A 21,864-nucleotide genomic window follows, 5' to 3' on the forward strand; every position below is an offset into this window, starting at 1 on the left:
GCAATGCAGGTAGGTGGAGCTGGGTGACTTCGGAGCAGGCCTTGTCGATAAGCCTCGGGCTCCAGGGACCCTGTGTCATCGCGCGACTGACGGGGGACTTCGACTTCGGGTCTGCCGCCGAGGTCCGTGATCGTGTCACCAAGGCCCTCGATCTCACCCAGCCCCCGATGCTCGTCATCGACATGCAGGCGGTCAGCGTCTGTGACTCCTCCGGCCTGTCCGTGCTGGTCTACCTGCACAAGGCCGTCACCGCCTCGGGCGGCCGGCTGCTGCTGGCAGGGCTGAACGGCCGGTGCAAGCACCTGTTCGCGATCACCGCGCTCGACAAGTTCTTCGACATCCGCACCACGGCCGAGCTGGCCATCGCCGAGCTCAACGAACCCGGGAGCTTCACCGCGTAGCCCGCTGGCCTCATGGGAGAACGGATAACCGTTTCGTATCGGATCTTCTTTACCGCCGCCACACTCATGGCGGCACCCGCCAGCTCATCCGCACCAAGGTCTACTTCGGCCGGTGCAGAGAGCACCGTGCGGACGCGGTCCCTGTCTCAGGCTTACAACAACTGGCTGGACGGCTTCAGCAGTTTCAACCGCTACGCCAACACGTACGTCTCGTACAGGTACTACCGCTGAGCGGCCGCCAGGGGCCAAGCCGACCCCCGGCTGAGCCCCTGGCTCACGCGGTGACGAGGAGTGCCACCCCGATCAGCACCGCGACCGGAACGAGCCACATCACGGCCTCGACAGCGAACTCCTTGTACATCGCGCAAATCTCCTAACAGCGACTCGAGTACGTCACTGCGCAGCATAGCGGCCCGCGCCGCCTGCTCGACCCGGATCAGGCCGTGACGGCGCCGTCCGAGGCGGAGGCCACCGTCGCCATGTACTTGGTCAGCACCCCCCGCTCGACCTCTCTCTCGGGCCGCTTCCACGAGGCGCGGCGCAGCGCCAGCTCCTCCTCCGGCACCACCAGCTCGATCGCCCCCGCCGCGCTGTCGATGACCACCGTGTCACCGTCGCGCACCAGCGCGATCGGCCCGCCGTGGTACGCCTCCGGCGCCACGTGCCCGACGACGCGCCCGTGCGAGACCCCGCTGAAGCGCCCGTCGGTGACCAGCGCCACCGAGGCGCCGAGGCCGCGGCCGACGAGCGGACCCGTGATCGAGAGCATCTCCTGCATGCCGGGACCGCCCGCGGGGCCCTCGTAACGCAGGACGATGACGTCGCCCGGCACGATGTGACCCTCCTGGATGGCGACGTAGCAGTCGTGCTCCGAGTCGAACACCTTGGCCGGGCCCTCGTGGCGGAAGTCGTCCTTGCCGCCCAGCTTGAGCACGCAGCCGTCGGGCGCGAGAGAGCCCCGCAGGATGGCCAGCGCGCCACGCGGCTTGAACGGCTCGGCCACGCTCGCCACCACCTCCTGCCCCGGCGTCTCCTCGGCGTCGGCCGCGACCTCCGCCAGCGTGCGGCCGTCCACCAGCGTGGCGTTCTCGCGCAGCAGCCCGGCCTCCAGCAGGCGGCGCACCACCAGCGAGGTGCCGCCGGCCCGCCACAGGTCCAGGGCCGTGTGGTCGCCGCCGCTCGGCTTGAGCCCCGTGATGATCGGGACCCGGCGGCAGACCTCGCCGATCTCGTCGATGCGCAGCGGCAGCCCCGCCTCGCGGGCGATGGCCAGCAGGTGCAGGACGGCGTTGGTGGAGCCGCCCATGGCGGCGACCGAGACGATCGCGTTGTGCAGGGCGTCTGCGGTCAGCACCCGCGAGGGGCGGGCGTCGCGGGCCAGCGCCTCCATGGCGATCTCGCCGACCCGCCGGGCCGCGGCGTTCTTCTCCTCCGCCACCGCCGGGATGTCACCCACTCCGAACGGCGCCAGGCCGAGGAAGTCGGCGACGCTGCCCATGGTGTTGGCGGTGTACTGGGCGGCGCAGGTGCCGGCGCCCGGGCAGGCGTGCTTGGCCAGGTCGTCCAGCTCCGCCTGGTCGAGGCGGCCGACGGCGCGCTCGCCGAGGGCCTCCCACATGTCCTGGATCGTGACGTCGCGCCCGCGCCACCTGCCGGGCATCATCGTGCCGCTGTAGAGGACGACGGCGGGCACGTCCAGGCGGGCGAGCGCCATGATCCCGGCCGGCACGGTCTTGTCGCAGCCCACGATGACCACCAGCGCGTCGAAGCCGTGCGCGCGGCCCATGAGCTCGATCGAGTCGGCGATGACCTCGCGGCTGACCAGCGACGTGCGCATCCCGGGGGTGTGCATCGTGAGGTTGTCGGAGACCGCGATCGTGTTGAACTCCATCGGCGTGCCGCCCGCCGCGCGCACCCCCTCGGCCACGTGGGCGGCCAGCTCACGGTGGGTGAGGTTGCACGGCATCGTGCCGGTCCAGGTGGAGGCGATGCCGACCACCGGGCGGCGCATGTCCTCCTCCGACCAGCCCATGGCGTACAAGTGGGATCGGGCCGGTGCGCGGTCGGGGTCGTCGGCGATGCTCAAGGCGCTGCCCTTCGTCGTGCGGGTCGTTACGCCTCCATGATCTCGCGCTCACTGTTCGCGCATGCGCCAGGGTGACCCGTACTCCACCAGGAGGTCCAGGAACGGGCCCGGCTCGAACGCCTCGGGCCCCAGCACGCCCGTGCCCTTCCAGACCCCGTTCGCCATCAGTTCCAGGGCCACGACCGGGTTCACGGCGGTCTGCCAGACCACGGCCTGGGAGCCGTACTCGCGCATCGACCACTGGTTGTCCACCACGTGGTAGAGGTACACCTCGCGGGGCCGCCCGTCCTTGACGCCCTTCACCCAGGTCCCGGCGCAGGTCTTGCCGCGCATGCGGTCGCCGAGGCCCGCCGGGTCGGGCAGCACGGCGGCCACCACGTCGCGCGGCGACACCCTGGCGGTGCCGTCGTCGGTCCGGACCGCGACCGGCTCGGTGCGGTCCACGCCGAGCGCGTGCAGGGTCTTGAGCTTGCCGATGAAGTCCTCGCCGAGCCCGTACTTGAAGGTGACCCGCTGCGCCGGGATCCACCGGGGGACCAGCATGACCTCCTCGTGCTCGACGTTGACGCACTCCACGGGGCCGATCCCGTCGGGGAAGTCGAAGATCTCGGGCTCGCTGAACGGCTCGGTGGTGTACCAGCCGCGGTCCTTCTCGTAGATGACCGGCGGGTTGAGGCACTCCTCGATGGTGGTCCAGATGCTGAACGACGGGGCGAACTCGTAGCCGTCGACGGTCAGGTTGGCGCCGTCCCTGATGCCGATCTCCTCGATCTCGTCGAAGAGCTCGTCGGCGGCGTAGCGGGCGAACACGTCGGCCAGGCCGGGCTCCACGCCCATGCCGACCAGCGCCAGCCGGCCCTGCGCGGTCCACTCGGCGGCGCGGGCGAACTGGTCGTCGCCCAGCTTGACCCCCACCTCCTCGTACGGGCGGTCGGGGTGCGGCCTGGACATCGACATGGCCATGTCGAGGTAGTCGGCGTCGGCCGCGAGGGCCGCCTCGAACAGCGGCAACACGAATCGGGGGTCGGTCGCGTTCAGGAGGACGTCGCACCGGTGCTCTTTCAGCAGCGCGGTGACCGCGGCCCGGTCGGCCGCGTCGATCTTGACAGGGGTGAACCGGTCCGCCTGCTCGCCCAGCGCGGCGACGGCGGCCTTGGCGCGGGGGAGATCGTAGTCGGCGACCACCATGTGGTCGAGAAAAGGGCGGCGGGCGGCGATCCGGGTGATGGCGGTTCCCACGCCGCCGGCTCCAACGAGAAGGATACGCATGACGATAAGTCCCCTTTTAATGCTGTTTTGGGGGGTGTGTCGAGAATTTAACTTGGGTAGGCTCGTCAACGTCAATGGCGTTGGCATAAGGAGGCCGTACTCGTGGCCAAGCGAGTGGTGCCGGAGGCGGCGCGCAGACGGCGCCGCCCCACCAAACACGGGCAGGTCCTCACCCATCAGCTCATCGTGGAGACCTCGCTCCGCATGCTCCGCGAGCACGGGGCGGCGGGGCTGTCCGCCCGCCGCCTGGGTCTGGCGCTGGGCGCGGACGCCAGCACGGTCTACCGCTATTTCCGCGGCATGGACGACCTGGTGCTGGCGATCGCGGACGAGCTGTTCGGCACGGCGATGGCCGACTGGCGGCCTACCGGCGACTGGCGCGCCGACCTGCGCGAGCTGGGCCTGCGCATCCACCACGCGTACCTGGCGCACCCGCAGGCCGCGGTGCTGACCGCCAGCCGGGTCACCGGCCGGCCGAACGAGGTGGCCGGGGACGAGACCATCATCGGCATCCTGCGCGGTGCCGGATTCGCGGACGGGGACGCGGTGCGGATCTATCACGCGTTCATCGACCAGAGCCTGGCCTTCGCCATCCTCGACGCCGCCACGCTGGCCCTGCCCAAGGCGGCGCGGGAGGCGGACGAGGAGGTGTGGCAGGCCACGTACGCGCGGCTGCCCGCCCGTACGCACCCGAACATCGCCGCGACGGCGCCGCTGCTGGTGGCCGAGATGAACGACAGCGCCTACCCCACGGCCCTCGACATGCTCCTGTCGAGCGCGTCCGCGCAGCTCAGGTGAGCAGGGCCCGGATCTGCTCGGTGCCGCCGTCCCGGAGCCAGGTGCGGAAGTCCAGGAGACCGGGGTGGCGTTCGCGCAACGCCGCGATGTCGGCGCGCCACAGTCCGCGCTCGTCCGCGAAGGCGCTCTCGGCGTCCGGACCGAGCCCGAGAGAGCCGATGGGCAGCTGCCGGTAGGTGATCTCGCGCCCGAGGCTCCGGCTGATCAGCTCCACCGTCCGCCTGGGGGTCAGCTCGTCCCCGGCGATCTCGATCGCCTGCCCGAGGTAGTCCCGCGGGTGGGAGAAGGCGAGGCGGGCGAAGACGCCGATGTCCGCGGCGGCGATGAGCTGCACCGGCGTGTCCGGGCCGAAGAGATGCCTGAGCTCGCCGCCTGCGATCCCGCCGACGGGCAGGCCGGGAATGGTGTGGTTCTCCATGAACCGGACCGGCCGCAGGATCGTCGCGGGCAGGCCGGACGCGCGTATGTGCTGCTCGATCTGCCACTTGCTGTCCCAGTAGGGCAGGCCGGCACCTCGGTCGGCGCCGCCGACCGAGGTGAACACGAAGTGGGAGGTTCCGGCCGCGGCGGCGGCGTCGACGAGGGCGCGGCCGCGGCGGATCTCCCGGTCGAGGTCGTCGTCGTCGGGCGTGACGCCGAAGACGCCGTACGCGCCGGCCGCCGCTTCCGCGAGCGAGCCGGTGTCGTCGAGGTCTCCAACGCGTAGCTCGGCGCCCTTCGCCTTCAGCGCCTGGGCCGCCGGCGCGTCCGGGTCGCGGACGAGGGCGCGGACCGGCCAGCCGGAGGCGAGCAGTTGGACGGCGGTGGCGCCGCCTTGGCGTCCGGTGGCGCCGGTCACCAGGACGGGCTTGTCGACGAGGTTCACCAGGGCTCCTCACAGTAAGATGAGACTGTCTCAAGAAATATATTGAGATAGTCTCAAGTTAAGCAACCTGGGAGTGTCTATGACGACCACCGGCCCAGCGCCCCGGCGCCGGATGCGCGCCGACGCGCGCCGCAACTACGAACGGCTGCTCGCCGAAGCGGCGGCGGCGTTCGCCGAGCACGGGGTGGAGTCCTCGCTGGAGGACGTCGCGCGGCGCGCGGGGGTGGCGAACGGCACGCTCTACAGCCACTTCCCCACCCGGCAGGCGCTGCTCGAGGCCCTGATGCGCGACCGCATGGAGGCCCTGGCCGGCCGGGCCCGCGACCTCCTCGACCACCCGGACGCCCACGAGGCGCTGATCACCTGGGCGCGCGCGGGGATCGCGCATGCGGCGATGTATCGGGGGCTGGCCACCTCGCTCATGCGCAGCATCGAGGACGAGACCTCGGAGTTGCACGCCGCCTGCCAGTCCGTGCTGACCGCCGGCGAACGGCTGCTCGAACGCGCGCAGGCGGCCGGCGCCGTACGCCCCGACGCGACCGCCTCGGACTTCTACACCTTGATCAACGCGCTTGCGTGGGCGGGCGAGCAGACGACGCCCGAGCAGGGGGAACGGCTGCTGGCCTTCGCCATCGACGGACTGCGACCCTCAGCGCGGCCGTAGCGGGGGGCCGCCGGCGGCCGCATCCGGATATGGCGGCGCACTCGTGGGCGTACCGGGACGCCGGCCTGCCTCTGGGGGTATCAGGACGCCGGCGTCAGAGGCGGTTCTTGGCGATGCGCTTGCCGAGGCTCGCCAAGGACTCGTCGGCCATGAGGGCGGGCAGCCGCGGCGCGTCCGCCTCGACCTGGGCGAGCACCGCGGGATGCGCTCCGCAGAAGCGGCTCCAGGCCCGCACCACCTCCGGCATCGCCGCGATTCCCGCCTCCGACAGGATGGCCTCCCTGGGCAACCAGGACGTCAGGAACTGGGTGACCCGCGCCGGGCTCCACCACAGAGGACGATCGCCCACGAACTCGGCAAGCTTCTCGAACGCCTCCCGCGCCCCGGGCAGGTCCGGCAGCTCGCGGAACCGGCTCACGGTGTCGTCGGGCGCCGGGCGTACGAGATCGGGCACCGCGCGGGCCCTGGAGAGCGCGACCGGCCGCACGGCGGGCAGCGTGTCGGCGACCAGCGCCCCCATGATCCGGTCGCCCAGCTCGAACGCGTCCAGCACCCGCCCAGCGACCGCTCCCGGCTCCTCGGCCCGCAGGCCCAGGTCGTCGAGGAACTTCACCTCCTCGACCACCGCGTCCACCGCCAGACCGCCGTTCACCTGGTCGATGGCGACGACGAGGAGGTGCGGCTCCTTGCCGTTCTCGTACCGGAACGACAGGGCCGCGAGGGCCTGCTCGCCGTACGGGTCCGCCTTGCCGTACCAGCCGCCCTCACACGCCACCCGCCCCATCCGCCGCACCCACCCGGGCAGCGTCTCCAGGACGCCGTCAGCGGCCCTGACGTACACGCTCGCCGCCGCCTGGCCCTGGGACCCCGCCCCACCCCGAGCGTCCGCTCCGGACCCCGAGCCCACATCGGCCACAGGACCTTCGCCGGACGCGGGCCGTGTATCGGATGGGAGGGGTGTATCGGATGTGGGGCCTGCGTCGGACGCAGGCTGTGCGTCGGACGCTGGGCGTGCGTCGGCGGCCGGGTCGACCGCCGCCAGGGCCGCGAGCGCGAGCCGCGCCTCCGTCCCGCCGTCCTCGGACAGTTGCCGCAGGAAGGGCTCCACCTGGTCCGGCTCGAGATCGGCGGCGAGCCGCGCCGCCCACAGCTCGGTCCTCAGCGGCGAGCACCACCGGAGCAGGTCACGTGCTTGGGTAATCGCCATGGTAAACACTGTCGTGTTCACTTAAACCTCTGTAGGAGGGCCGGTCCTTTAGGGCCAGATGGAACCAGACCCCCGCCAGCATAACGCCGACGTGGCCGCGCTGGTCTCAAGCGCAAAGCGCACATAGCCACTCCTTTCCAAAATGCTTATGGATCTTCTTGGATTTCGGTAGGATTCGAACGTGCGTACGGCGTACAAAATGCGGGCCTACCCTACCCCCGAACAGGTCGCGGGGCTCAACCGCACGTTTGGATGCGTACGTCTGATTTGGAACACGGTCCTGGCCTGGCGGCACGCCCGCTACCACACCGAAGGCCGGAAGACCTCCTACGCCGAAACAGACCGATACCTGACCCAGCTCAAACGTGACGGCGAACACGACTTCCTGTACGAGGTGTCGGTGCCGCTCCAGCAGACGCTCAGGCACCAGTACACAGCGTTTATGAATTTCTTCGCCGGACGTGCCCGTTACCCGCGCTTCAAGTCCCGGCACGGCAAGCAGGCCGCAGCCTACACGCGGTCGGCTTTCCGCTGGCGTGACGGGCGTCTGCACCTGGGCAAGCTGGACGGCCCGCTGGAGTTCGTCTGGTCGTGGCCCGACGTGGACCCGGCCACACTGAACCCGACCACCGTGACCGTCTCCCGAGACCCCGACGGCCGCTGGTATGTCTCCATCGCTGTCGACACCGAAGGCAACGACGGCGAGCAACTCCCGCCGGCCGGGCGGATGATCGGCGTTGACCTGGGTGTCAAGGATTTCGCGGTGACCTCCAATGGGGACCGTGTCGCCAACCCGCGCCTGCTGGACCGCAAGGCGCGCAACCTGGCCCGCTACCAGCGGCGCATGGCCCACAAGGAACGTGGGAGCAACAACCGGGCCAAGGCCAAGGCCAAGGTCGCCCGCGCCCACCGCAAGATGCGGGACGCCCGACAGGACTTCCTGCACCGGGTCAGCACCCGAATGGTCCGCCAGGCCGACACTATCCTCATTGAGGACCTCAACGTGCGTGGCATGGTCCGCAACCGCAGCCTGGCCAAAGCGATCTCCGACTGCGGATGGGGCTCCTTCCGTCGCATGCTGGAGTACAAGGCAGCCAAGTATGGTCGCCGCCTGATCGTGATAGATCGCTGGTATCCCTCGTCCAAGACATGCTCCCGCTGTGGGCACCTGCTCGCTGAGCTGAGCCTGTCCACCCGGCACTGGACTTGTCCGGGCTGCCTCACCCGGCACGACCGGGACATCAACGCGGCCAAGAACATTCTGGCGGCAGGTCTTGCCGTGTCTGCCTGTGGAGCTGATGTGAGACATTCCGGGTACTCCCGGGTGCGGTCGGCTGTGAAGCAGGAAGCCCAGCCCGTGAGGGCTGGAACCCTCTGCCCTTAGGCGGAGGAGGAAGTCAACCTTCGACCGTATCGCCCGGCCCCGGGTTGTTCGGCTGTCCCGCGTGTGGAGGATCGCCCGCGGGTGCGCGGCGTCTTCGCCGAGTGGTCTGGGGCGACCAGGGGTGGGGTGCGCGTGTGGCGGCGTGCCAACTGCGCCGGAGGGAGGGCCGTCGTCCTCGCTGGGGTGGTACGCCGTGGCCCCTCGCGCGGCTGGTTCCGCGGGAGGGGCCGGTGGGTTGGTGGTGGGTTAGTCGGTGAGGCCTGCCTTGCGGAGGGCTTCGGCCATGGCGCCGGAGGGGGCCGGGCGGTCCTGGCGGCGCTGGCCGCCGCGCTGGCCGTCTCCGCGACCGCGCTGGTCGCCCCCGCCGCCTCCGCCGCGACGGCCACCGTCCCCACGACCGCCGTCTCCCCGGCCGCGCTGGTCGTCGCCGCGGCCCTGGGTGCGGTCGCGCTGGCCGCCGTTGCCCTTCCCGTCGCCGCGCCCGCCGTCACCGCGTGCACCGTCGCCACGTGCACCGTCACCGCGTGCGCCGTCTCTGCGGCCGCCTTCGCCGCGACCCCCGTCGCCGCGGTTGCCCTCTCCGCGGCCGCCGCCTCGGCGGGAGCCGTCGCCCGGGGACTGGGCGGGGGTCTCGTCGTCCAGGCGCAGGGTCAGGGAGATGCGCTTGCGGGGGATGTCGACGTCGAGGACCTTGACGCGGACGATGTCGCCGGGCTTGGCCACGTCACGCGGATCCTTGACGAAGTTTCGCGACATGGCCGAGACGTGGACCAGGCCGTCCTGGTGGACGCCGATGTCCACGAAGGCGCCGAAGGCGGCGACGTTGGTGACCACGCCCTCCAGGATCATGCCCGAGGACAGGTCGGAGAGCTTCTCGACGCCCTCCTTGAAGACGGCGGTCTTGAAGGCGGGACGCGGGTCGCGGCCTGGCTTCTCCAGCTCGCGCAGGATGTCGGTGACCGTCGGCAGGCCGAACGTCTCGTCGGTGAAGGTCTCGGGCTTCATCGAGCGCAGGGCCGCGGTGTTGCCGATCAGCGACTTGAGGTCGGTCTTGGCCGAGGTGAGGATCCGGCGGACCACCGGGTAGGCCTCCGGATGCACGCTCGACACGTCGAGCGGGTCGTCGCCCTCGCGGATGCGCAGGAAGCCCGCGCACTGCTCGAACGCCTTGGGCCCGAGCCGGGGCACCTGCTTGAGCGCGGCGCGCGTACGGAAGGGGCCGTTGGAGTCGCGGTGGCGGACGATGCTCTCGGCCAGCGTGGAGCCGATGCCGGACACGCGCGTGAGCAGGGGCGCCGAGGCGGTGTTGACGTCGACCCCGACGGCGTTGACGCAGTCTTCGACCACCGCGTCGAGCGAGCGGGAGAGCTTGGACTCCGCCAGGTCATGCTGGTATTGGCCGACGCCGATGGACTTGGGGTCGATCTTGACCAGCTCGGCCAGCGGGTCCTGGAGCCGGCGGGCGATCGAGACCGCGCCGCGCAGGGACACGTCGAGCTCGGGCAGCTCCTGCGACGCGTACGGCGAGGCCGAGTAGACCGAGGCCCCGGCCTCGGAAACGACGATCTTGGTGATCGACGGCATGTGCTTGACCAGGTCACCGGCCAGCTTGTCGGTCTCGCGGGAGGCGGTGCCGTTGCCGATGGCGATCAGCTCGACCCCGTGGCGCTGCGCGAGCGCGCCCAGGACGGCCAGCGACTGGTCCCACTGCCGCTTGGGCTCGTGGGGGTAGATGGTCGCGGTCTCGACGACCTTGCCCGTGGCGTCGACCACGGCGACCTTGACCCCCGTACGCAGACCGGGGTCGAGGCCCATGGTCGCCCGGCTCCCGGCGGGGGCGGCGAGCAGCAGGTCGCGCAGGTTGGCCGCGAAGACCCGCACCGCCTCGTCCTCGGCCGCCTGCCACAGCCGCATCCGCAGGTCGATGCCGAGGTGCACGAGGATGCGGGTGCGCCAGGCCCAGCGCACGGTCTCGCCCAGCCACTTGTCGGCCGGCCGCCCCTGGTCGGAGACGCCGAACCGGGACGCGATGCGCATCTCGTATTCGGGGCTGTCGTCCGGCTCCAGCGCGACCGACAGCACCTCCTCCTTCTCGCCCCTGAACATCGCCAGGATCCGGTGCGAGGGCAGCTTCGTGAACGGCTCGCCGAACTCGAAGTAGTCGGAGAACTTGGCCCCCGCCTCCTCCTTGCCCTCGCGGACCTTCGACACGAGCTGCCCGCGGCTCCAGAGCTGCTCGCGCAGGCCGCCGATCAGGTCGGCGTCCTCGGCGAACCGCTCGATCAGGATCGCCCTGGCCCCCTCCAACGCCGCGCCCGCGTCGGCCACGCCCTCGGTGACGAAGCCCTCGGCCGTGGCGGCGGGGTCGAGCGTCGGGTCGCCGAGCAGCTGGTCGGCCAGCGGCTCCAGGCCGAGCTCGCGGGCGATCTGCGCCTTGGTGCGCCGCTTGGGTTTGTACGGCAGATAGATGTCCTCGAGCCGGGCCTTGGTCTCGGCCGCCATGATCTGCTCGCGCAGCTCGTCGTCGAGCTTGCCCTGAGACTCGATCGACTCAAGGATCGCCGCCCGCCGCTCCTCCAGCTCGCGCAGGTAGCGCAGGCGCTCTTCGAGCGTGCGCAGCTGCGCGTCGTCGAGGGTGCCGGTGACCTCTTTTCGGTATCGCGCGATGAACGGCACGGTGGCGCCGCCGTCGAGCAGCTCGACGGCCGCCTGCACCTGGCCGTCGCGTACGCCCAGCTCTGCCGCGATCCGCTGGTGAATAGAGAGCACTTGCCTGCCTTTCGATGGTCCCGCCGGTCAATTGTGCAGGACGACGCCGTCTTTCATGACCAGAGTGCGCGCAGGGTGAACGACCACGGCCTCCGCCGCGCCCCCGCACGGCACCACGACCAGGTCGGCCCGGTCGCCCGGGGACAGGCCGTACGACTCCAGCCCGAGCGCGCGGGCGCCGCCGTAGGTGGCGGCCTCCAGCGCCAGCTCGATGTCCTCGTCCCTGCGGAACGTGCTGCGGTAGGCGACGTGCATCGCCCGCTCCAGCATGTCGCCGCTGCCGTAGGGCCCCCACAGGTCGCGGATGCCGTCGTGGCCGCAGGCGACGGTGACGCCCGCGGCCCGCAGCTTCTTGATCGGCGGCACGGGGAAGCTGTAGACGGCCGCGGTCGCGATGGCGACGCCCGCCTCGGCGAACCCCTGGACCAGGCGGTCCTGGTAGGCGTCGTCGAGCTGGCCGAGCGCGTACGCGTGGCTGACCGTCACCCGGCCGCCCAGCCCCAGCGCCCTGGTGCGCTCGGTGATGAGCTCGAGCTCCCACCCGCCGAGCGACCCGCCGTCGTGCAGATGGAGGTCGAGGTGGGCGCCGTAGCGCTCGGCCAGGCCGAAGACCAGGTCGAGGTGGCGTACGGGGTCGCGGTCGATGCCCGCAGGGTCGAGGCCGCCGACCGCCTCCACGCCGCTCTTCAGCGCCTCTTCGAGCAGCTCGGCCGTGCCGGGGTTGATCAGCACGCCGTGCTGGGGGAAGGCGACCTGCCGAACGTCGACGGGGGAGGAGGCGGCCGCCTCGAGCACGGCCTCCACGCCCCGCAGCCCCACCTGGGGGTCGATGTCGGTGTGGGTGCGGACGTGGGACGTGCCCGCCGCGCTCATGCGCGCCAGCAGCGCGCCGATCCGCTCGGCGCTCGGCACGCCCAGCTCCGCGCGGCGGCCGAGGTCGTTTCCGATGCGCCCGGCCAGCGTGTCGTCGGCCGAGTGGGGCACCCACGGGCCGCCGTAGAGGGTCTTGTCGAGGTGACAGTGCGCCTCGACGAGACCGGGCAGCACGAGCTGCCCGGCGATGTCGACGATCCGGGCGCCCGGCGCCTCGACGCCTGGGGCGACGAGGTGGATCCGGCCGTCACGGACGAGGATGTCGGCGGGGGCGTCGCGCCCCCAGGGGTGCCCGCCGCGGAGCAGCACGTCGGTCATGGCAAGCACCCTAAACGGCGATGCCGACGATTTCCGCCTCCCGGCCGGGATCGGCCGAGACTGGTCACGTTCACGGGCGGCGCCGCGCGAAAGATCTTGCCGTTTCTCGGCCGCGACCGGTCGCGTCAAGTCACGGACGGTCGCGCTCAGTCGCGGCGGGCCGCGAAAAGCTCCACGTGGTAGCAGTATCGGCAGCGGTAGGCGTCGATCTCCCACTTCGGCCGGCCCATCAGCTTGGCGCCGCCGAAGATCCCGCGCTCCAGCGCGCCCTCGACCCATCTGGCGAAGCCCGGAGAGTTCTCGCCCGAGTCTCGGATGAACCCGGCCTCGAGCCCCTCCTCACCGCAGTGCGTACAGTGTAAGTTCGGCATGCCTATACAGGTTAGTCAGATCTCGTCCAGGTGGGAGATGTTCGCCACGTCGGCGGACTCGGCGCTCGGCCATCCCGCCAGCCAGGCGTCGAGGATCTCGTCGAGCACCACCTCGGACGTGAGCCGCAGGCTGAGCGCCAGCACGTTGGCGTCGTTCCACTTCCTGGCCCCGTCGGCCGTGTAGGCGTCCACGCACAGCGCCGCTCGGATCCCGGGCACCTTGTTCGCCGCGATCGAGGCGCCCGTACCGGTCCAGCAGCAGACCACCGCCTGGTCGGCCCGCCCCTCGCGCACGTCGCGGGCGGCCAGCTCGGAGGCCCATGCCCAGTCGTCGCGCTCCTCCTCGCTGAGCGCGCCGTGGGTGACCACCTCGTGTCCCCGCCTGCGCAGCTCCGACACGACCCGTTCGGCCACCCCGTCCTTGCTGTCGGCGGCCACCGAAATCCGCATGTGCCCTCCCGTTCCGACCTCAGATGTATCAAGCGCCGCGGCCCAGGCGCCAGCACATGCCCTGGACTGGCTAAATGAGATGAAGTGTGCTTGGTTGTGTCGCCATATGAATATTGACGAGAGCGATATTCCGGCGCTCGCCCGCGGGTGTGCCGTCCTGGGCACCGGGGGCGGTGGTGACGTGCGTACCGGATCGCTGGCGGCGATCGGGGCCGTCCGCGAGTACGGCGAGGTCCCGCTGATCGGCCTGGACGACCTGGACGACGACGCGCTGATCGTGCCGCTGTCGGGCATCGGGGCTCCGACCGTGAGCCACGAGATGATCCACAGCGCGGACGAGCCCAAGCGCATCGCCGAGGAGATCGAACGCCTCTTCGGCCGCTCGCCGAGCGCGATCATGTCCTCCGAGATCGGCGGCTCCAACGGGGTCGCGCCCGTCGCCTGGGCCGCCCGGCTCGGCCTGCCGCTGCTCGACGCCGACGGCATGGGGCGGGCGTTCCCCGAGGTCCAGATGGTGTCGATGTACGTGGCGGGGCTGCCGGCCGACCTGGTGATCATGTCTGACATCGTCGGGAACGTGGTGACCATCCGCCCCGTCGACGGCCTCTGGTCGGAACGGCTGGCCAGGGCGGTCTGCGTGGCCGCGGGCTCGTCCGCGCTGATGGCCGACTACGTGCTCACCACCGTACGGGCCAGAGGCGCGGTCATCGAGGGTACGGTGACCCGCGCCATCGAGATCGGCAGGGCCACGGAGGGCGCGGCGGACCCGCTCGGCGCGCTCCAGGGGAGCCTGGGCGCCGCCCGGCTGATCACCGGCAAGCTGACGGACGTGGAGCGGCGCACCACGGGCGGGTTCGTCCGGGGGACGGCCACGATCGAGGGCACCGGCGATGACCGGGGCCGCCGCCTCACCCTGGAGCTGCAGAACGAGAACCTGGTCGCCCTGGAGGACGGCCGGGTGCGGGCCATCGTGCCCGACCTCATCACCGTCGTGGACACCGAGACCGCCGCCGCCGTCCAGACCGAGGGGCTCAGGTACGGCCAGCGCGTCACGGTGCTCGCCTGGCCGTGCGACCCGCTCTGGCGCACCCCCAAGGGCCTGGAGACGGCCGGGCCCCGGGCGTTCGGCTACGACCTGGACCACGTTCCCGTCGAGGAGTTGACGGCGCATGGCTGACCTGCGGGTGGGGATCGACGTCGGCGGCACGAACACGGACGCGGTGGTGCTCGACGCCGACGGCCGCGTGATCGCCAAGGCCAAGCGGCCGACCACGCCGGACGTGACGGAAGGGCTCCGGGCCGCCCTGGACGCGGTCCTCGGCGAGCTCGGAGAGGACGGAGAGGGCCGAACGCGGATCGGCCGGGTCATGCTCGGCACCACGCACGCGACCAACGCCCTCCTCGAGCGGCGCAACCTCGGCCGCGTCGCCGTGCTACGGCTCGGCGCGCCCGCCACCACCTCCGTCCCGCCACTGTCCGGCTGGCCCGGCGACCTGCGCGCGGCCGTCTCGGCGGGGGAGGCGATCGTGCCCGGCGGCCACTACGTGGACGGCCGCGAGATCGGCCCGCCGGGGCTCGACGCCGTGCGCCGCTTCCTGGACGGCCTGGAGGCCGACGCGGTGGCGGTCACCGGCGTGTTCAGCCCGGCCAGCGGCGATCACGAGCGCGTCGTCGAGGAGCTGATCAAGGCCGAGTACGGCCTGCCGGTCTCGGTGAGCCACGAGATCGGCTCGCTCGGGCTGCTGGAGCGCGAGAACGCCACCGTGCTCAACGCCGCCCTGTACGGCGTCGCCACCCACGTGACCGAGGCCCTGGTCACCGCGCTGGCCGAACGGGGCCTGGGCGCGAGGCCGTACCTGGCGCAGAACGACGGCACGCTCATGACGCTGGAGCACGCCGCCCGGCTGCCGGTCTCCACGATCGGCTCGGGTCCGGCGAACTCCCTGCGCGGCGCCGCGTACCTGTCGGGGGTCGCCGACGCGATCGTGGTGGACGTCGGCGGCACCTCCACCGATCTCGGCGTGCTGGTGGGCGGCTTCCCGAGGGAGTCGGCGGCGGCGGTCGAGATCGGCGGGGTGCTGACCAACTTCCGCATGCCCGACATCCTGGCCATCGCGCTCGGCGGCGGCACGGTCGTCCGCAATCCGGGCATCGGCCCCGACTCGGTGGGTTACCGGATCGTCGAGGAGGCGCTCGTGTTCGGCGGCTCCACGGTGACGATGACCGACGCGGCCGTGGCGGCGGGCCGGACCCCGGACGAGGCGGCCGGGTGGCGCGAGCGCCTCGAGGCCGCCGTCCGGGCGCGCGACTCGGGTGACATGTCGGAAAGAATGGCAGACACCCTGCAAAGAGCGGTGGCCATCGCGGACGAGATGATCATCGACGCGGTGGACCGGATGGCGCTCGGCAAAACGGACAGACCCCTGGTCGCGGTGGGTGGCGGGGCCTTCCTGCTGCCCGACGCCATCCCCGGCGCGAGCCGGGTCGTCCGCCCCGAGCACGCCGAAGTGGCCAACGCCGTGGGCGCCGCCATCGCACTCGCGAGTGGCAGAGTGGATACGATCTTGCCTGCGGGAGATAGCCGGTCAAAAGCGATCGAAAGGGCCAAAGAGGAGGCGGCGGCGCGCGCCGTCGCGGCGGGGGCGGATCCCTCCGGCGTAGAGATCGTGGACCTCCTCGAGGTGCCGCTGAGCTACCTCTCCGAGCCCGCCGTGCGGGTACACGTCAAAGCAGCCGGACCACTCGCCCGGTGACAGACCGAAAGGATCCCCCCTTCATGAGCTGGCACAAGCGTCTGCTCGTCGCCGGGGTCACCGGTGTCCTGGCCTTGACCGCATCCGCGTGCGCGGGCGGTCAGGTGCGCGGGGCCGGCGGAACCCCCAAGCCGGCCGAGAGCAGCGGCAGCAGCCAACCGGCGGCCTCCCCGGCCGCGCAGGCCAACGACAGCACGTTCGTGTACGTGCCGAACCTCGACGTGGTCACCGACTGGGACCCCGCGACCTCGTACTCCAACGAGATCGTCGCCATGCAGAACATCTACGAGGGCCTGACCAGGTACAACTCCCAGGAGAAGAAGGCCGAGCCCCGCCTGGCCACCGAGTGGACCTCGGCGAACGAGGGCAAGGAGTGGACGTTCAAGCTGCGGCAGGGCGTCAAGTTCCACTCCGGCGCCGCGCTCGACGCCGAGGCCGCCAAGAAGGCCATCGAGCGGACGATCGAGAAGAAGGGCGGCGCCGCCTACATCTGGGACGCGGTCAAGACGATCGACGCGGTGGACGCGTCCACGCTGAAGTTTACGCTCAAGTACGCCACCCCGCTCGACCTCGTGGCCTCCTCCGGCTACGCGGCCTACATCTACGACGTGAACACCGTGGACAAGGACGGCAAGTCGGATGCCGGCACCGGCCCGTACACGATCGGCTCCTGGCAGAAGGGCAAGGAGACCGAGCTCACGCTGAAGGCGTACGAGGGCTACTGGGGCGGCTGGAAGCCGGAGCAGTACAAGAAGGTCGCCTACCGCGTCACCCCCGAGATCACCACGGCCTGGCAGCTGCTGCAGAAGGGCGAGGTCAACTTCGTCCAGCGGCTGAACCCGCAGCTCTTCCAGCAGGCCGGGACCACCCCGAACGTGCAGACCTCCGCCTCGCCGTCGTTCCAGAACCTGCTGGTGCTGTTCAACACCGCGAGCGGGCCCGCGAAGGACGTCAGGGTCCGGCAGGCCCTGCAGTACGCGATCGACTACGACGGCCTGGTGGCGGCGCTGAAGGGCTCCGGCCAGAAGGCCAACGGCCTGGTGCCGCAGGGCCTGCTCGGCCACGCCAACGACATGGAGCCCAAGCAGGACCTCGCCAAGGCGCAGGCGCTGCTCGCCGAGGCCGGCTACGGCCCGGACAACCCCGAGCTCAAGCTCACCATGACCTACGCGCAGGGTGACGACGACCAGAAGCTGCTGGTCACGCTGCTCAGCTCGGCGCTGAAGGGCATGAACGTGACGCTGCAGGCCAAGCCCATGACCTGGAGCGCGCAGTGGGACCTGGGCAAGAAGCAGGGCCAGGACATCTTCGTCATGTACTGGTACCCGGACTATCCGGACGCCTACTCCTGGTACGTCAACGTGTTCAAGAGCGCCGACAAGCCGCAGTTCAACCTGTCGTACCTGAAGGACTCCGCCATCGACACGGAGATCGACGCGCTGCCGCAGCTCACGGCCACTGACCAGCTCAAGGCCGACCAGGCGTACAAGGACCTGCAGAAGAAGATCATCCAGGTTCAGGCGGCGGTGGCCGTGCCGTACGTGCAGACCTACCAGCGCGCGCTGACGTCCGACGTCGAGGGATACGTGGACAACCCCGCCTATCCGAACGTGGTCTTCTTCTACGACCTCAAGAAGCGCGCAAGCTGACGATGTCGCGTTATCTGACCCGCCGGCTCGGCCAGGCCCTCCTGGTCGTGTCCGGCGTGGTCGTGCTCACGTTCGTCGTGATGCGGCTGGTGCCGGGGGATCCGGCGGTCGCGTTCGCCGGGCCGAAGGCCACGCCCGAGGAGCTCGCGGCGGCGCGCACGCGGTTCGGGCTCGACGACCCGATCCCCGTGCAGCTCCTCAACTACGTGCGCGACCTGCTCACCGGCGACTGGGGCGTCAGCCTGCGCACCCGGCAACCGGTGCTCGACGACCTCTACGTGGCGTTCCCCGCCTCGCTGGAGCTGGTCGGCACGGCCCTGCTCATCGCGGTCGTCGTGGGCATTCCGGTCGGAGTGCTCGCCGCCCGCTATAAGGCGAAATTTCCGGATCTGGGGGTGCGGGTCGGCAGCATGCTGGCCGTCTCCGTCCCCGTCTTCTGGCTGGCCCTGGCCCTCCAGACGGTCTTCGCCAGCAACCTCGGCTGGTTCCCGATCGCGGGCGAGTACGACTCCTCGCTCGACACCACCAGCCCGCTGACCCTCTGGACGAACATCACGATCGTCGACGCCCTCATCACCGGCAACTGGCCCATCTTCACCAGCACGCTCCAGCACCTGGTGCTGCCCGCGCTGGTCGTGGCCGCCTACCCCACGGGCGTGATCGCCCAGATGACCAGGGCGGCGCTCATCGAGGAGTCCGGCCAGGACCACACCAAGCTGGAGCGCGCGCTCGGCTTCGGCGAGACGTCCATCCTGACCAGGTTCGCCCTCAGGCCCGCCCTGAACCCGGTTCTGTCGCTGATCGCCCTGGTCTTCGCGTACGCGATCGTCAACGGCTTCCTCGTCGAGGCGGTCTTCAACTGGCCCGGCCTGGGCCGCTACGCCGCCGAGTCGATCAAGTCGCTGGACACCCCGGCCATCGCGGGCGTCACGCTCCTGGTGGCCCTGGTGTACGTGCTGGCCAACCTGGTCGTGGACATCCTCCAGGGCTTCGTCGACCCGCGAGCGAGGGCCCGATGACGAGCGTCGAGGCGCCGCTGCGGCGCACCTTCCTGCCCAGGATCCCCGACCGGTTCGCCGCGTTCGGGGCGGTGCTCATCGTGCTGGTCGTCCTGGCCGCGATCCTGGCGCCGTGGCTCGCGCCGTACCCGGTGGACCAGGTCAAGCCGCTGGAGAACCTGCAGCCGCCGAGCGCCGCGCACTGGTTCGGCACCGACCAGGTCGGCCGCGACGTGCTCACCAGAGTCCTGTATGGCGGCCGCACCTCCCTGTTCATCGCCGTGGCCGTGCTGGCCGTGTCGGCGGTGATCGGGGTCACGCTCGGCGTGGTCGCCGGGTACGCGGGCGGCTGGATCAGGGACGTGATCATGCGGATCACGGACATCTTCCTGGCCTTCCCCGCGCTGCTGCTCTCCCTGGCCCTGGCCGTGGTGCTCCAGCCCAGCGTGAACACGGTCATCCTGGCCATCGCCGTGACCTGGTGGCCCTGGTACACCCGGCTGGCGGCCTCCGTGGCGGCCTCGATCGCCACCCGCAGCTACGTGGACGCCGCCCGGTGCCTCGGCGTGCCCGCGCCGCTGATCATCCTCAGGCACGTCCTCCCGAACTCGCTCACGCCCGTCCTGGTCCAGCTCTCGCTCGACGCGGGCGGCGTGATCCTGACCTCGGCGGCGCTGTCGTACCTGGGGCTGGGAGCGCAGGAGCCGACGGCGGAGTGGGGGCTCATGGTGCAGCAGGGGCAGACGCTCTTCACCACGAACTGGTGGGTGGTCACGTTCCCCGGCCTGGCGATCCTGGTGACGGCGTTCGCGTTCAACGTGCTCGGTGAGGGGCTGCGCAACGCGCTGGACCCGCGAAGGGCGGTCAGATGATCGAGGTGCGTGACCTCCGGGTGCGCTACGGCGGGCGCGTCGTGGCCGACGTGCCGGAGCTGGACGTGCGCGAGGGCGAGTGCGTCGCGATCGTGGGGGAGAGCGGCTCGGGCAAGTCGACCACGCTGATGTCGCTGCTGGGCCTCACCCCAGATGCCGAAATTTCAGGTCATGTACGGATGTGCGGCGTCGACGTGCTCACGGCGTCACCCCGCAGGCTCCGCGAGATCCGGGGCGCCAGGGTGGCACTCGTGATGCAGTCGCCGCAGGCGGCCCTCAGCCCGGCGACCCGCCTCGGCGTCCTGATGCGCCGCGCCCTCAAGCTCCACGGCGTCGGCAAGGCCGCGGGCCCACGCCCCGGCCCGAAGGACGGCACCCCTCCACAACCCGCAGCCGGGAAGGGACGGCTGGAGGAGATCATGGGGGAGGCCGTGGAAGCGGTCATGCTCGACCGCGAGATCCTGCGCCGCTACCCCCACGAGATCTCCGGCGGCCAGGCCCAGCGCTTCGCCATCGCGCTGGCCATCGCCCTGGGCGCCGAGGTGATCCTCGCCGACGAGCCCACGAGTGCGCTGGACGTGACCGTGCAGGCCGAGGTGGTCGGCGTCCTGCGCAGGCTGCGGGAGGAGCGGGGGCTGGCGCTCCTGCTCGTCTCCCACGACCTGGCCCTGGTCTCGACGATCGCCGACCGGGTGCTGGTCATGAAGGACGGCACGGTGGTGGAGTCGGGGCCGGCAGCGCGGGTGCTGGCCGAGCCGTCACATCCGTACACGCGCGAGCTGCTGGAGGCGCTGCCGTGACCATGCTCAGGGCCGAGCGCGTGACGCTCGGCTACGGCCGCACCCCGGTCGTGCACGACGTGACCCTGGACATCACCGAGGGCGGCGTGGGGCTGATCGGGGAGAGCGGCTCGGGCAAGACGACCCTGGCGCGCGCGTTCCTGGGCCTCCTCACCCCCATGTCCGGAAATATCTGGTACGGCGACCAAACGCTCAAAAAAGCGGACATGCGGAAGTTCCGGAAAGACGTCCAGCCCGTGTTCCAGGCCGAGGCCCTCGACCCCAGGATGCGCATCGGAGCCTCCGTCGCCGAGGCCCTGCCGCGCGCCGCGCGAGGCCGGGTCAAGGACCTCCTCGAACAGGTCGGCCTGGACCCCGACCTGGCCACCCGCCGCCCTCACCAGCTCTCCGGCGGCCAGCGCCAGCGCGTGGTGATCGCCAGAGCCCTGGCGGTGGACCCCCGCCTGCTCATCCTGGACGAGCCCACCAGCGCGCTCGACGTCACCGTCCAGGCCAGGATCCTCGACCTGCTGGCCTCCCTCGACACCGAGCGCCTGCTCATCACCCACAACCTCGCCGTCGTGGACCGGCTGTGCCGCACCGCGCACGTGCTCTTCGCGGGCCGCGTCGTCGAGTCGGGGCCGACGGCCGAACTCCTCGCGAAGCCGGCCCACCCCTACACGCGGGCCCTGCGCGACGCGGTGCCGAAGCTGGGCGGCGCCCCGCCCGTGGCCAGGGGCAGGACGGAAGCCGTGCCCGCCCCGACCGGCTGCCCGTTCCGGCTCCGCTGCCCGCTGGCCGCGCCGGAGTGCGAGCAGCCGCCCGCGCTCAGGGACCTGGAAGGCCGCCAGGTCGCCTGTCACCGCGCCGAGGACGTGCTGCTCAGCTGACGAGGTTCTTGAGGTGGGCGCAGAGGTCGCCCGAGAGCTTGCTCATCAGCCGGGACAGCTCCGCCCGGTCCTCCGCCGACCAGTCCGTGAGCGCACCCTCGAACAACTCGGTGGTCACCTGGCGGCACCTGCTCGCCACCTCGGCCCCCTCCTCGGTCAGCGCGATGCGCCAGGCCCTGCCGTCGTCGGGGTCGCGTACCCGCTCGACCAGCTCGCGCTGCTCCAGCGAGGCGACGTGCCTCGTCACGTGAGGGCTCTCCACCTGCAGTGCCTCGGCGATCGCGCCGATCCTGCGCGGCTCGGGCGCGTCCAGCAGGTGGACGAGGATCTTCACGTCGGGCCGGTCGAGCCGGACGCCGGCGGCCTCGGTCAGGCGCTCGTGCGTCTTGGCGCGGTTCAGCGCGTCCACCACTGAGCGGAACGCCGACACCGTCCTGTTGAGATCTTCGTCCATAACCGATTTGCTTA

The 21,864-nt window shown here is 71.1% G+C and carries 20 protein-coding genes; 11 read left to right on the forward strand and 9 right to left on the reverse strand.

The annotated features are described in order from the left end of the window. Positions 1-23: 23 nt before the first annotated feature. Positions 24-401 (forward strand): STAS domain-containing protein, encoded by a 378-nt coding sequence (locus AB0J87_RS54765; RefSeq protein ID WP_363981944.1) that lies wholly within the window; start codon positions 24-26, stop codon positions 399-401. A 436-nt stretch (positions 402-837) separates the two neighbouring features. Here the strand turns inward: AB0J87_RS54765 and ilvD are convergent, their stop codons facing one another. Together ilvD and AB0J87_RS54775 are read right to left on the reverse strand one after the other, a co-directional pair. After that, positions 838-2,487 (reverse strand): dihydroxy-acid dehydratase, encoded by a 1,650-nt coding sequence (gene ilvD / locus AB0J87_RS54770; RefSeq protein WP_350728098.1) that lies wholly within the window; start codon positions 2,485-2,487, stop codon positions 838-840. 48 nt (positions 2,488-2,535) lie between these two features. Further along, positions 2,536-3,756 (reverse strand): saccharopine dehydrogenase C-terminal domain-containing protein, encoded by a 1,221-nt coding sequence (locus AB0J87_RS54775; RefSeq protein ID WP_363981947.1) that lies wholly within the window; start codon positions 3,754-3,756, stop codon positions 2,536-2,538. A gap of 102 nt (positions 3,757-3,858) precedes the next feature. Between AB0J87_RS54775 and AB0J87_RS54780 the strand changes: the two genes are divergently transcribed. After that, entirely contained in the window at positions 3,859-4,554 is a 696-nt protein-coding gene (locus tag AB0J87_RS54780) for a TetR/AcrR family transcriptional regulator (protein WP_350728096.1), read from the forward strand. Here AB0J87_RS54780 and AB0J87_RS54785 read toward each other — a convergent pair. Continuing rightward, positions 4,547-5,419, reverse strand: coding sequence for an NmrA/HSCARG family protein (locus AB0J87_RS54785; RefSeq protein WP_363981951.1), 873 nt, complete (start codon positions 5,417-5,419; stop codon positions 4,547-4,549). The genes AB0J87_RS54780 and AB0J87_RS54785 overlap by 8 nt on opposite strands. Positions 5,420-5,498: 79 nt before the next feature. Here AB0J87_RS54785 and AB0J87_RS54790 point away from each other — a divergent pair, with 79 nt between their 5' ends. Then, complete coding sequence (locus AB0J87_RS54790) at positions 5,499-6,083, forward strand: TetR family transcriptional regulator (RefSeq protein WP_363981954.1); 585 nt, start codon at positions 5,499-5,501, stop codon at positions 6,081-6,083. Positions 6,084-6,177: 94 nt separating this feature from the next. On the opposite strand, the gene AB0J87_RS54795 is transcribed toward AB0J87_RS54790, so the two are convergent. After that, on the reverse strand, positions 6,178-7,290 hold the full coding sequence (locus tag AB0J87_RS54795; protein WP_363981957.1) for a hypothetical protein: 1,113 nt from the start codon (positions 7,288-7,290) through the stop codon (positions 6,178-6,180). Between the two features lie 181 nt (positions 7,291-7,471). Between AB0J87_RS54795 and AB0J87_RS54800 the strand changes: the two genes are divergently transcribed. Beyond that, positions 7,472-8,674, forward strand: a complete 1,203-nt coding sequence (locus AB0J87_RS54800) for an RNA-guided endonuclease TnpB family protein (protein WP_363981959.1) — start codon at positions 7,472-7,474, stop codon at positions 8,672-8,674. Between the two features lie 246 nt (positions 8,675-8,920). On the opposite strand, the gene AB0J87_RS54805 is transcribed toward AB0J87_RS54800, so the two are convergent. The 4 genes from AB0J87_RS54805 to AB0J87_RS54820 form a co-directional block, all read right to left on the reverse strand. Then, entirely contained in the window at positions 8,921-11,443 is a 2,523-nt protein-coding gene (locus tag AB0J87_RS54805) for a Tex family protein (protein WP_363981962.1), read from the reverse strand. Between the two features lie 27 nt (positions 11,444-11,470). Beyond that, on the reverse strand, positions 11,471-12,634 hold the full coding sequence (locus AB0J87_RS54810; protein WP_363981965.1) for an amidohydrolase: 1,164 nt from the start codon (positions 12,632-12,634) through the stop codon (positions 11,471-11,473). 146 nt (positions 12,635-12,780) lie between these two features. After that, positions 12,781-13,005, reverse strand: a complete 225-nt coding sequence (locus AB0J87_RS54815; protein ID WP_350728090.1) for a hypothetical protein — start codon at positions 13,003-13,005, stop codon at positions 12,781-12,783. Positions 13,006-13,020: 15 nt separating this feature from the next. Next, a complete protein-coding gene (locus tag AB0J87_RS54820; RefSeq protein WP_363981969.1) occupies positions 13,021-13,455 on the reverse strand; it encodes an RpiB/LacA/LacB family sugar-phosphate isomerase in 435 nt (144 codons plus the stop codon). 106 nt (positions 13,456-13,561) lie between these two features. On the opposite strand from AB0J87_RS54820, the gene AB0J87_RS54825 reads away from it, so the two are divergent. Genes AB0J87_RS54825 through AB0J87_RS54855 form a run of 7 tightly spaced genes read left to right on the forward strand, consistent with a single transcriptional unit; the run spans position 13,562 to position 21,396 of the window. After that, complete coding sequence (locus AB0J87_RS54825; RefSeq protein WP_363981972.1) at positions 13,562-14,632, forward strand: DUF917 domain-containing protein; 1,071 nt, start codon at positions 13,562-13,564, stop codon at positions 14,630-14,632. Continuing rightward, a complete protein-coding gene (locus tag AB0J87_RS54830; RefSeq protein WP_363981975.1) occupies positions 14,625-16,208 on the forward strand; it encodes a hydantoinase/oxoprolinase family protein in 1,584 nt (527 codons plus the stop codon). Before AB0J87_RS54825 ends, AB0J87_RS54830 begins: the two co-directional genes overlap by 8 nt. Positions 16,209-16,231: 23 nt before the next feature. Beyond that, positions 16,232-17,857 (forward strand): ABC transporter substrate-binding protein, encoded by a 1,626-nt coding sequence (locus tag AB0J87_RS54835; RefSeq protein WP_363981978.1) that lies wholly within the window; start codon positions 16,232-16,234, stop codon positions 17,855-17,857. Positions 17,858-17,859: 2 nt separating this feature from the next. Beyond that, on the forward strand, positions 17,860-18,876 hold the full coding sequence (locus tag AB0J87_RS54840; RefSeq protein ID WP_350728085.1) for an ABC transporter permease: 1,017 nt from the start codon (positions 17,860-17,862) through the stop codon (positions 18,874-18,876). Then, positions 18,873-19,727, forward strand: a complete 855-nt coding sequence (locus AB0J87_RS54845; protein WP_355199430.1) for an ABC transporter permease — start codon at positions 18,873-18,875, stop codon at positions 19,725-19,727. The genes AB0J87_RS54840 and AB0J87_RS54845 overlap by 4 nt, the downstream gene beginning before the upstream one ends. Next, entirely contained in the window at positions 19,724-20,527 is an 804-nt protein-coding gene (locus AB0J87_RS54850; protein ID WP_363981983.1) for an ABC transporter ATP-binding protein, read from the forward strand. The genes AB0J87_RS54845 and AB0J87_RS54850 overlap by 4 nt, the downstream gene beginning before the upstream one ends. Before the next feature lie 2 nt (positions 20,528-20,529). Continuing rightward, positions 20,530-21,396, forward strand: coding sequence for an ABC transporter ATP-binding protein (locus AB0J87_RS54855; protein WP_363982050.1), 867 nt, complete (start codon positions 20,530-20,532; stop codon positions 21,394-21,396). Here AB0J87_RS54855 and AB0J87_RS54860 read toward each other — a convergent pair. Continuing rightward, positions 21,389-21,850 (reverse strand): MarR family transcriptional regulator, encoded by a 462-nt coding sequence (locus tag AB0J87_RS54860; RefSeq protein WP_363981986.1) that lies wholly within the window; start codon positions 21,848-21,850, stop codon positions 21,389-21,391. The genes AB0J87_RS54855 and AB0J87_RS54860 overlap by 8 nt on opposite strands. Between the last annotated feature and the right edge of the window lie 14 nt (positions 21,851-21,864).

The sequence above is a fragment of the Nonomuraea sp. NPDC049625 genome (assembly GCF_040675285.1).
GTDB classification, from domain to species: Bacteria; Actinomycetota; Actinomycetes; order Streptosporangiales; family Streptosporangiaceae; genus Nonomuraea; species Nonomuraea angiospora_A.

What these genes read in the sequence shown, in the direction of transcription:
- AB0J87_RS54775 (WP_363981947.1), bottom strand. Translation starts at nt 3,756, where the DNA reads ATGCGTATCCTTCTCGTTGGAGCCGGCGGCGTGGGAACCGCCATCACC.
- AB0J87_RS54790 (WP_363981954.1), top strand. Translation starts at nt 5,499, where the DNA reads ATGACGACCACCGGCCCAGCGCCCCGGCGCCGGATGCGCGCCGACGCG.
- AB0J87_RS54795 (WP_363981957.1), bottom strand. Translation starts at nt 7,290, where the DNA reads ATGGCGATTACCCAAGCACGTGACCTGCTCCGGTGGTGCTCGCCGCTG.
- AB0J87_RS54810 (WP_363981965.1), bottom strand. Translation starts at nt 12,634, where the DNA reads ATGACCGACGTGCTGCTCCGCGGCGGGCACCCCTGGGGGCGCGACGCC.
- AB0J87_RS54815 (WP_350728090.1), bottom strand. Translation starts at nt 13,005, where the DNA reads ATGCCGAACTTACACTGTACGCACTGCGGTGAGGAGGGGCTCGAGGCC.
- AB0J87_RS54820 (WP_363981969.1), bottom strand. Translation starts at nt 13,455, where the DNA reads ATGCGGATTTCGGTGGCCGCCGACAGCAAGGACGGGGTGGCCGAACGG.
- AB0J87_RS54825 (WP_363981972.1), top strand. Translation starts at nt 13,562, where the DNA reads ATGAATATTGACGAGAGCGATATTCCGGCGCTCGCCCGCGGGTGTGCC.
- AB0J87_RS54830 (WP_363981975.1), top strand. Translation starts at nt 14,625, where the DNA reads ATGGCTGACCTGCGGGTGGGGATCGACGTCGGCGGCACGAACACGGAC.
- AB0J87_RS54835 (WP_363981978.1), top strand. Translation starts at nt 16,232, where the DNA reads ATGAGCTGGCACAAGCGTCTGCTCGTCGCCGGGGTCACCGGTGTCCTG.
- AB0J87_RS54840 (WP_350728085.1), top strand. Translation starts at nt 17,860, where the DNA reads ATGTCGCGTTATCTGACCCGCCGGCTCGGCCAGGCCCTCCTGGTCGTG.
- AB0J87_RS54845 (WP_355199430.1), top strand. Translation starts at nt 18,873, where the DNA reads ATGACGAGCGTCGAGGCGCCGCTGCGGCGCACCTTCCTGCCCAGGATC.
- AB0J87_RS54850 (WP_363981983.1), top strand. Translation starts at nt 19,724, where the DNA reads ATGATCGAGGTGCGTGACCTCCGGGTGCGCTACGGCGGGCGCGTCGTG.
- AB0J87_RS54855 (WP_363982050.1), top strand. Translation starts at nt 20,530, where the DNA reads ATGCTCAGGGCCGAGCGCGTGACGCTCGGCTACGGCCGCACCCCGGTC.
- AB0J87_RS54860 (WP_363981986.1), bottom strand. Translation starts at nt 21,850, where the DNA reads ATGGACGAAGATCTCAACAGGACGGTGTCGGCGTTCCGCTCAGTGGTG.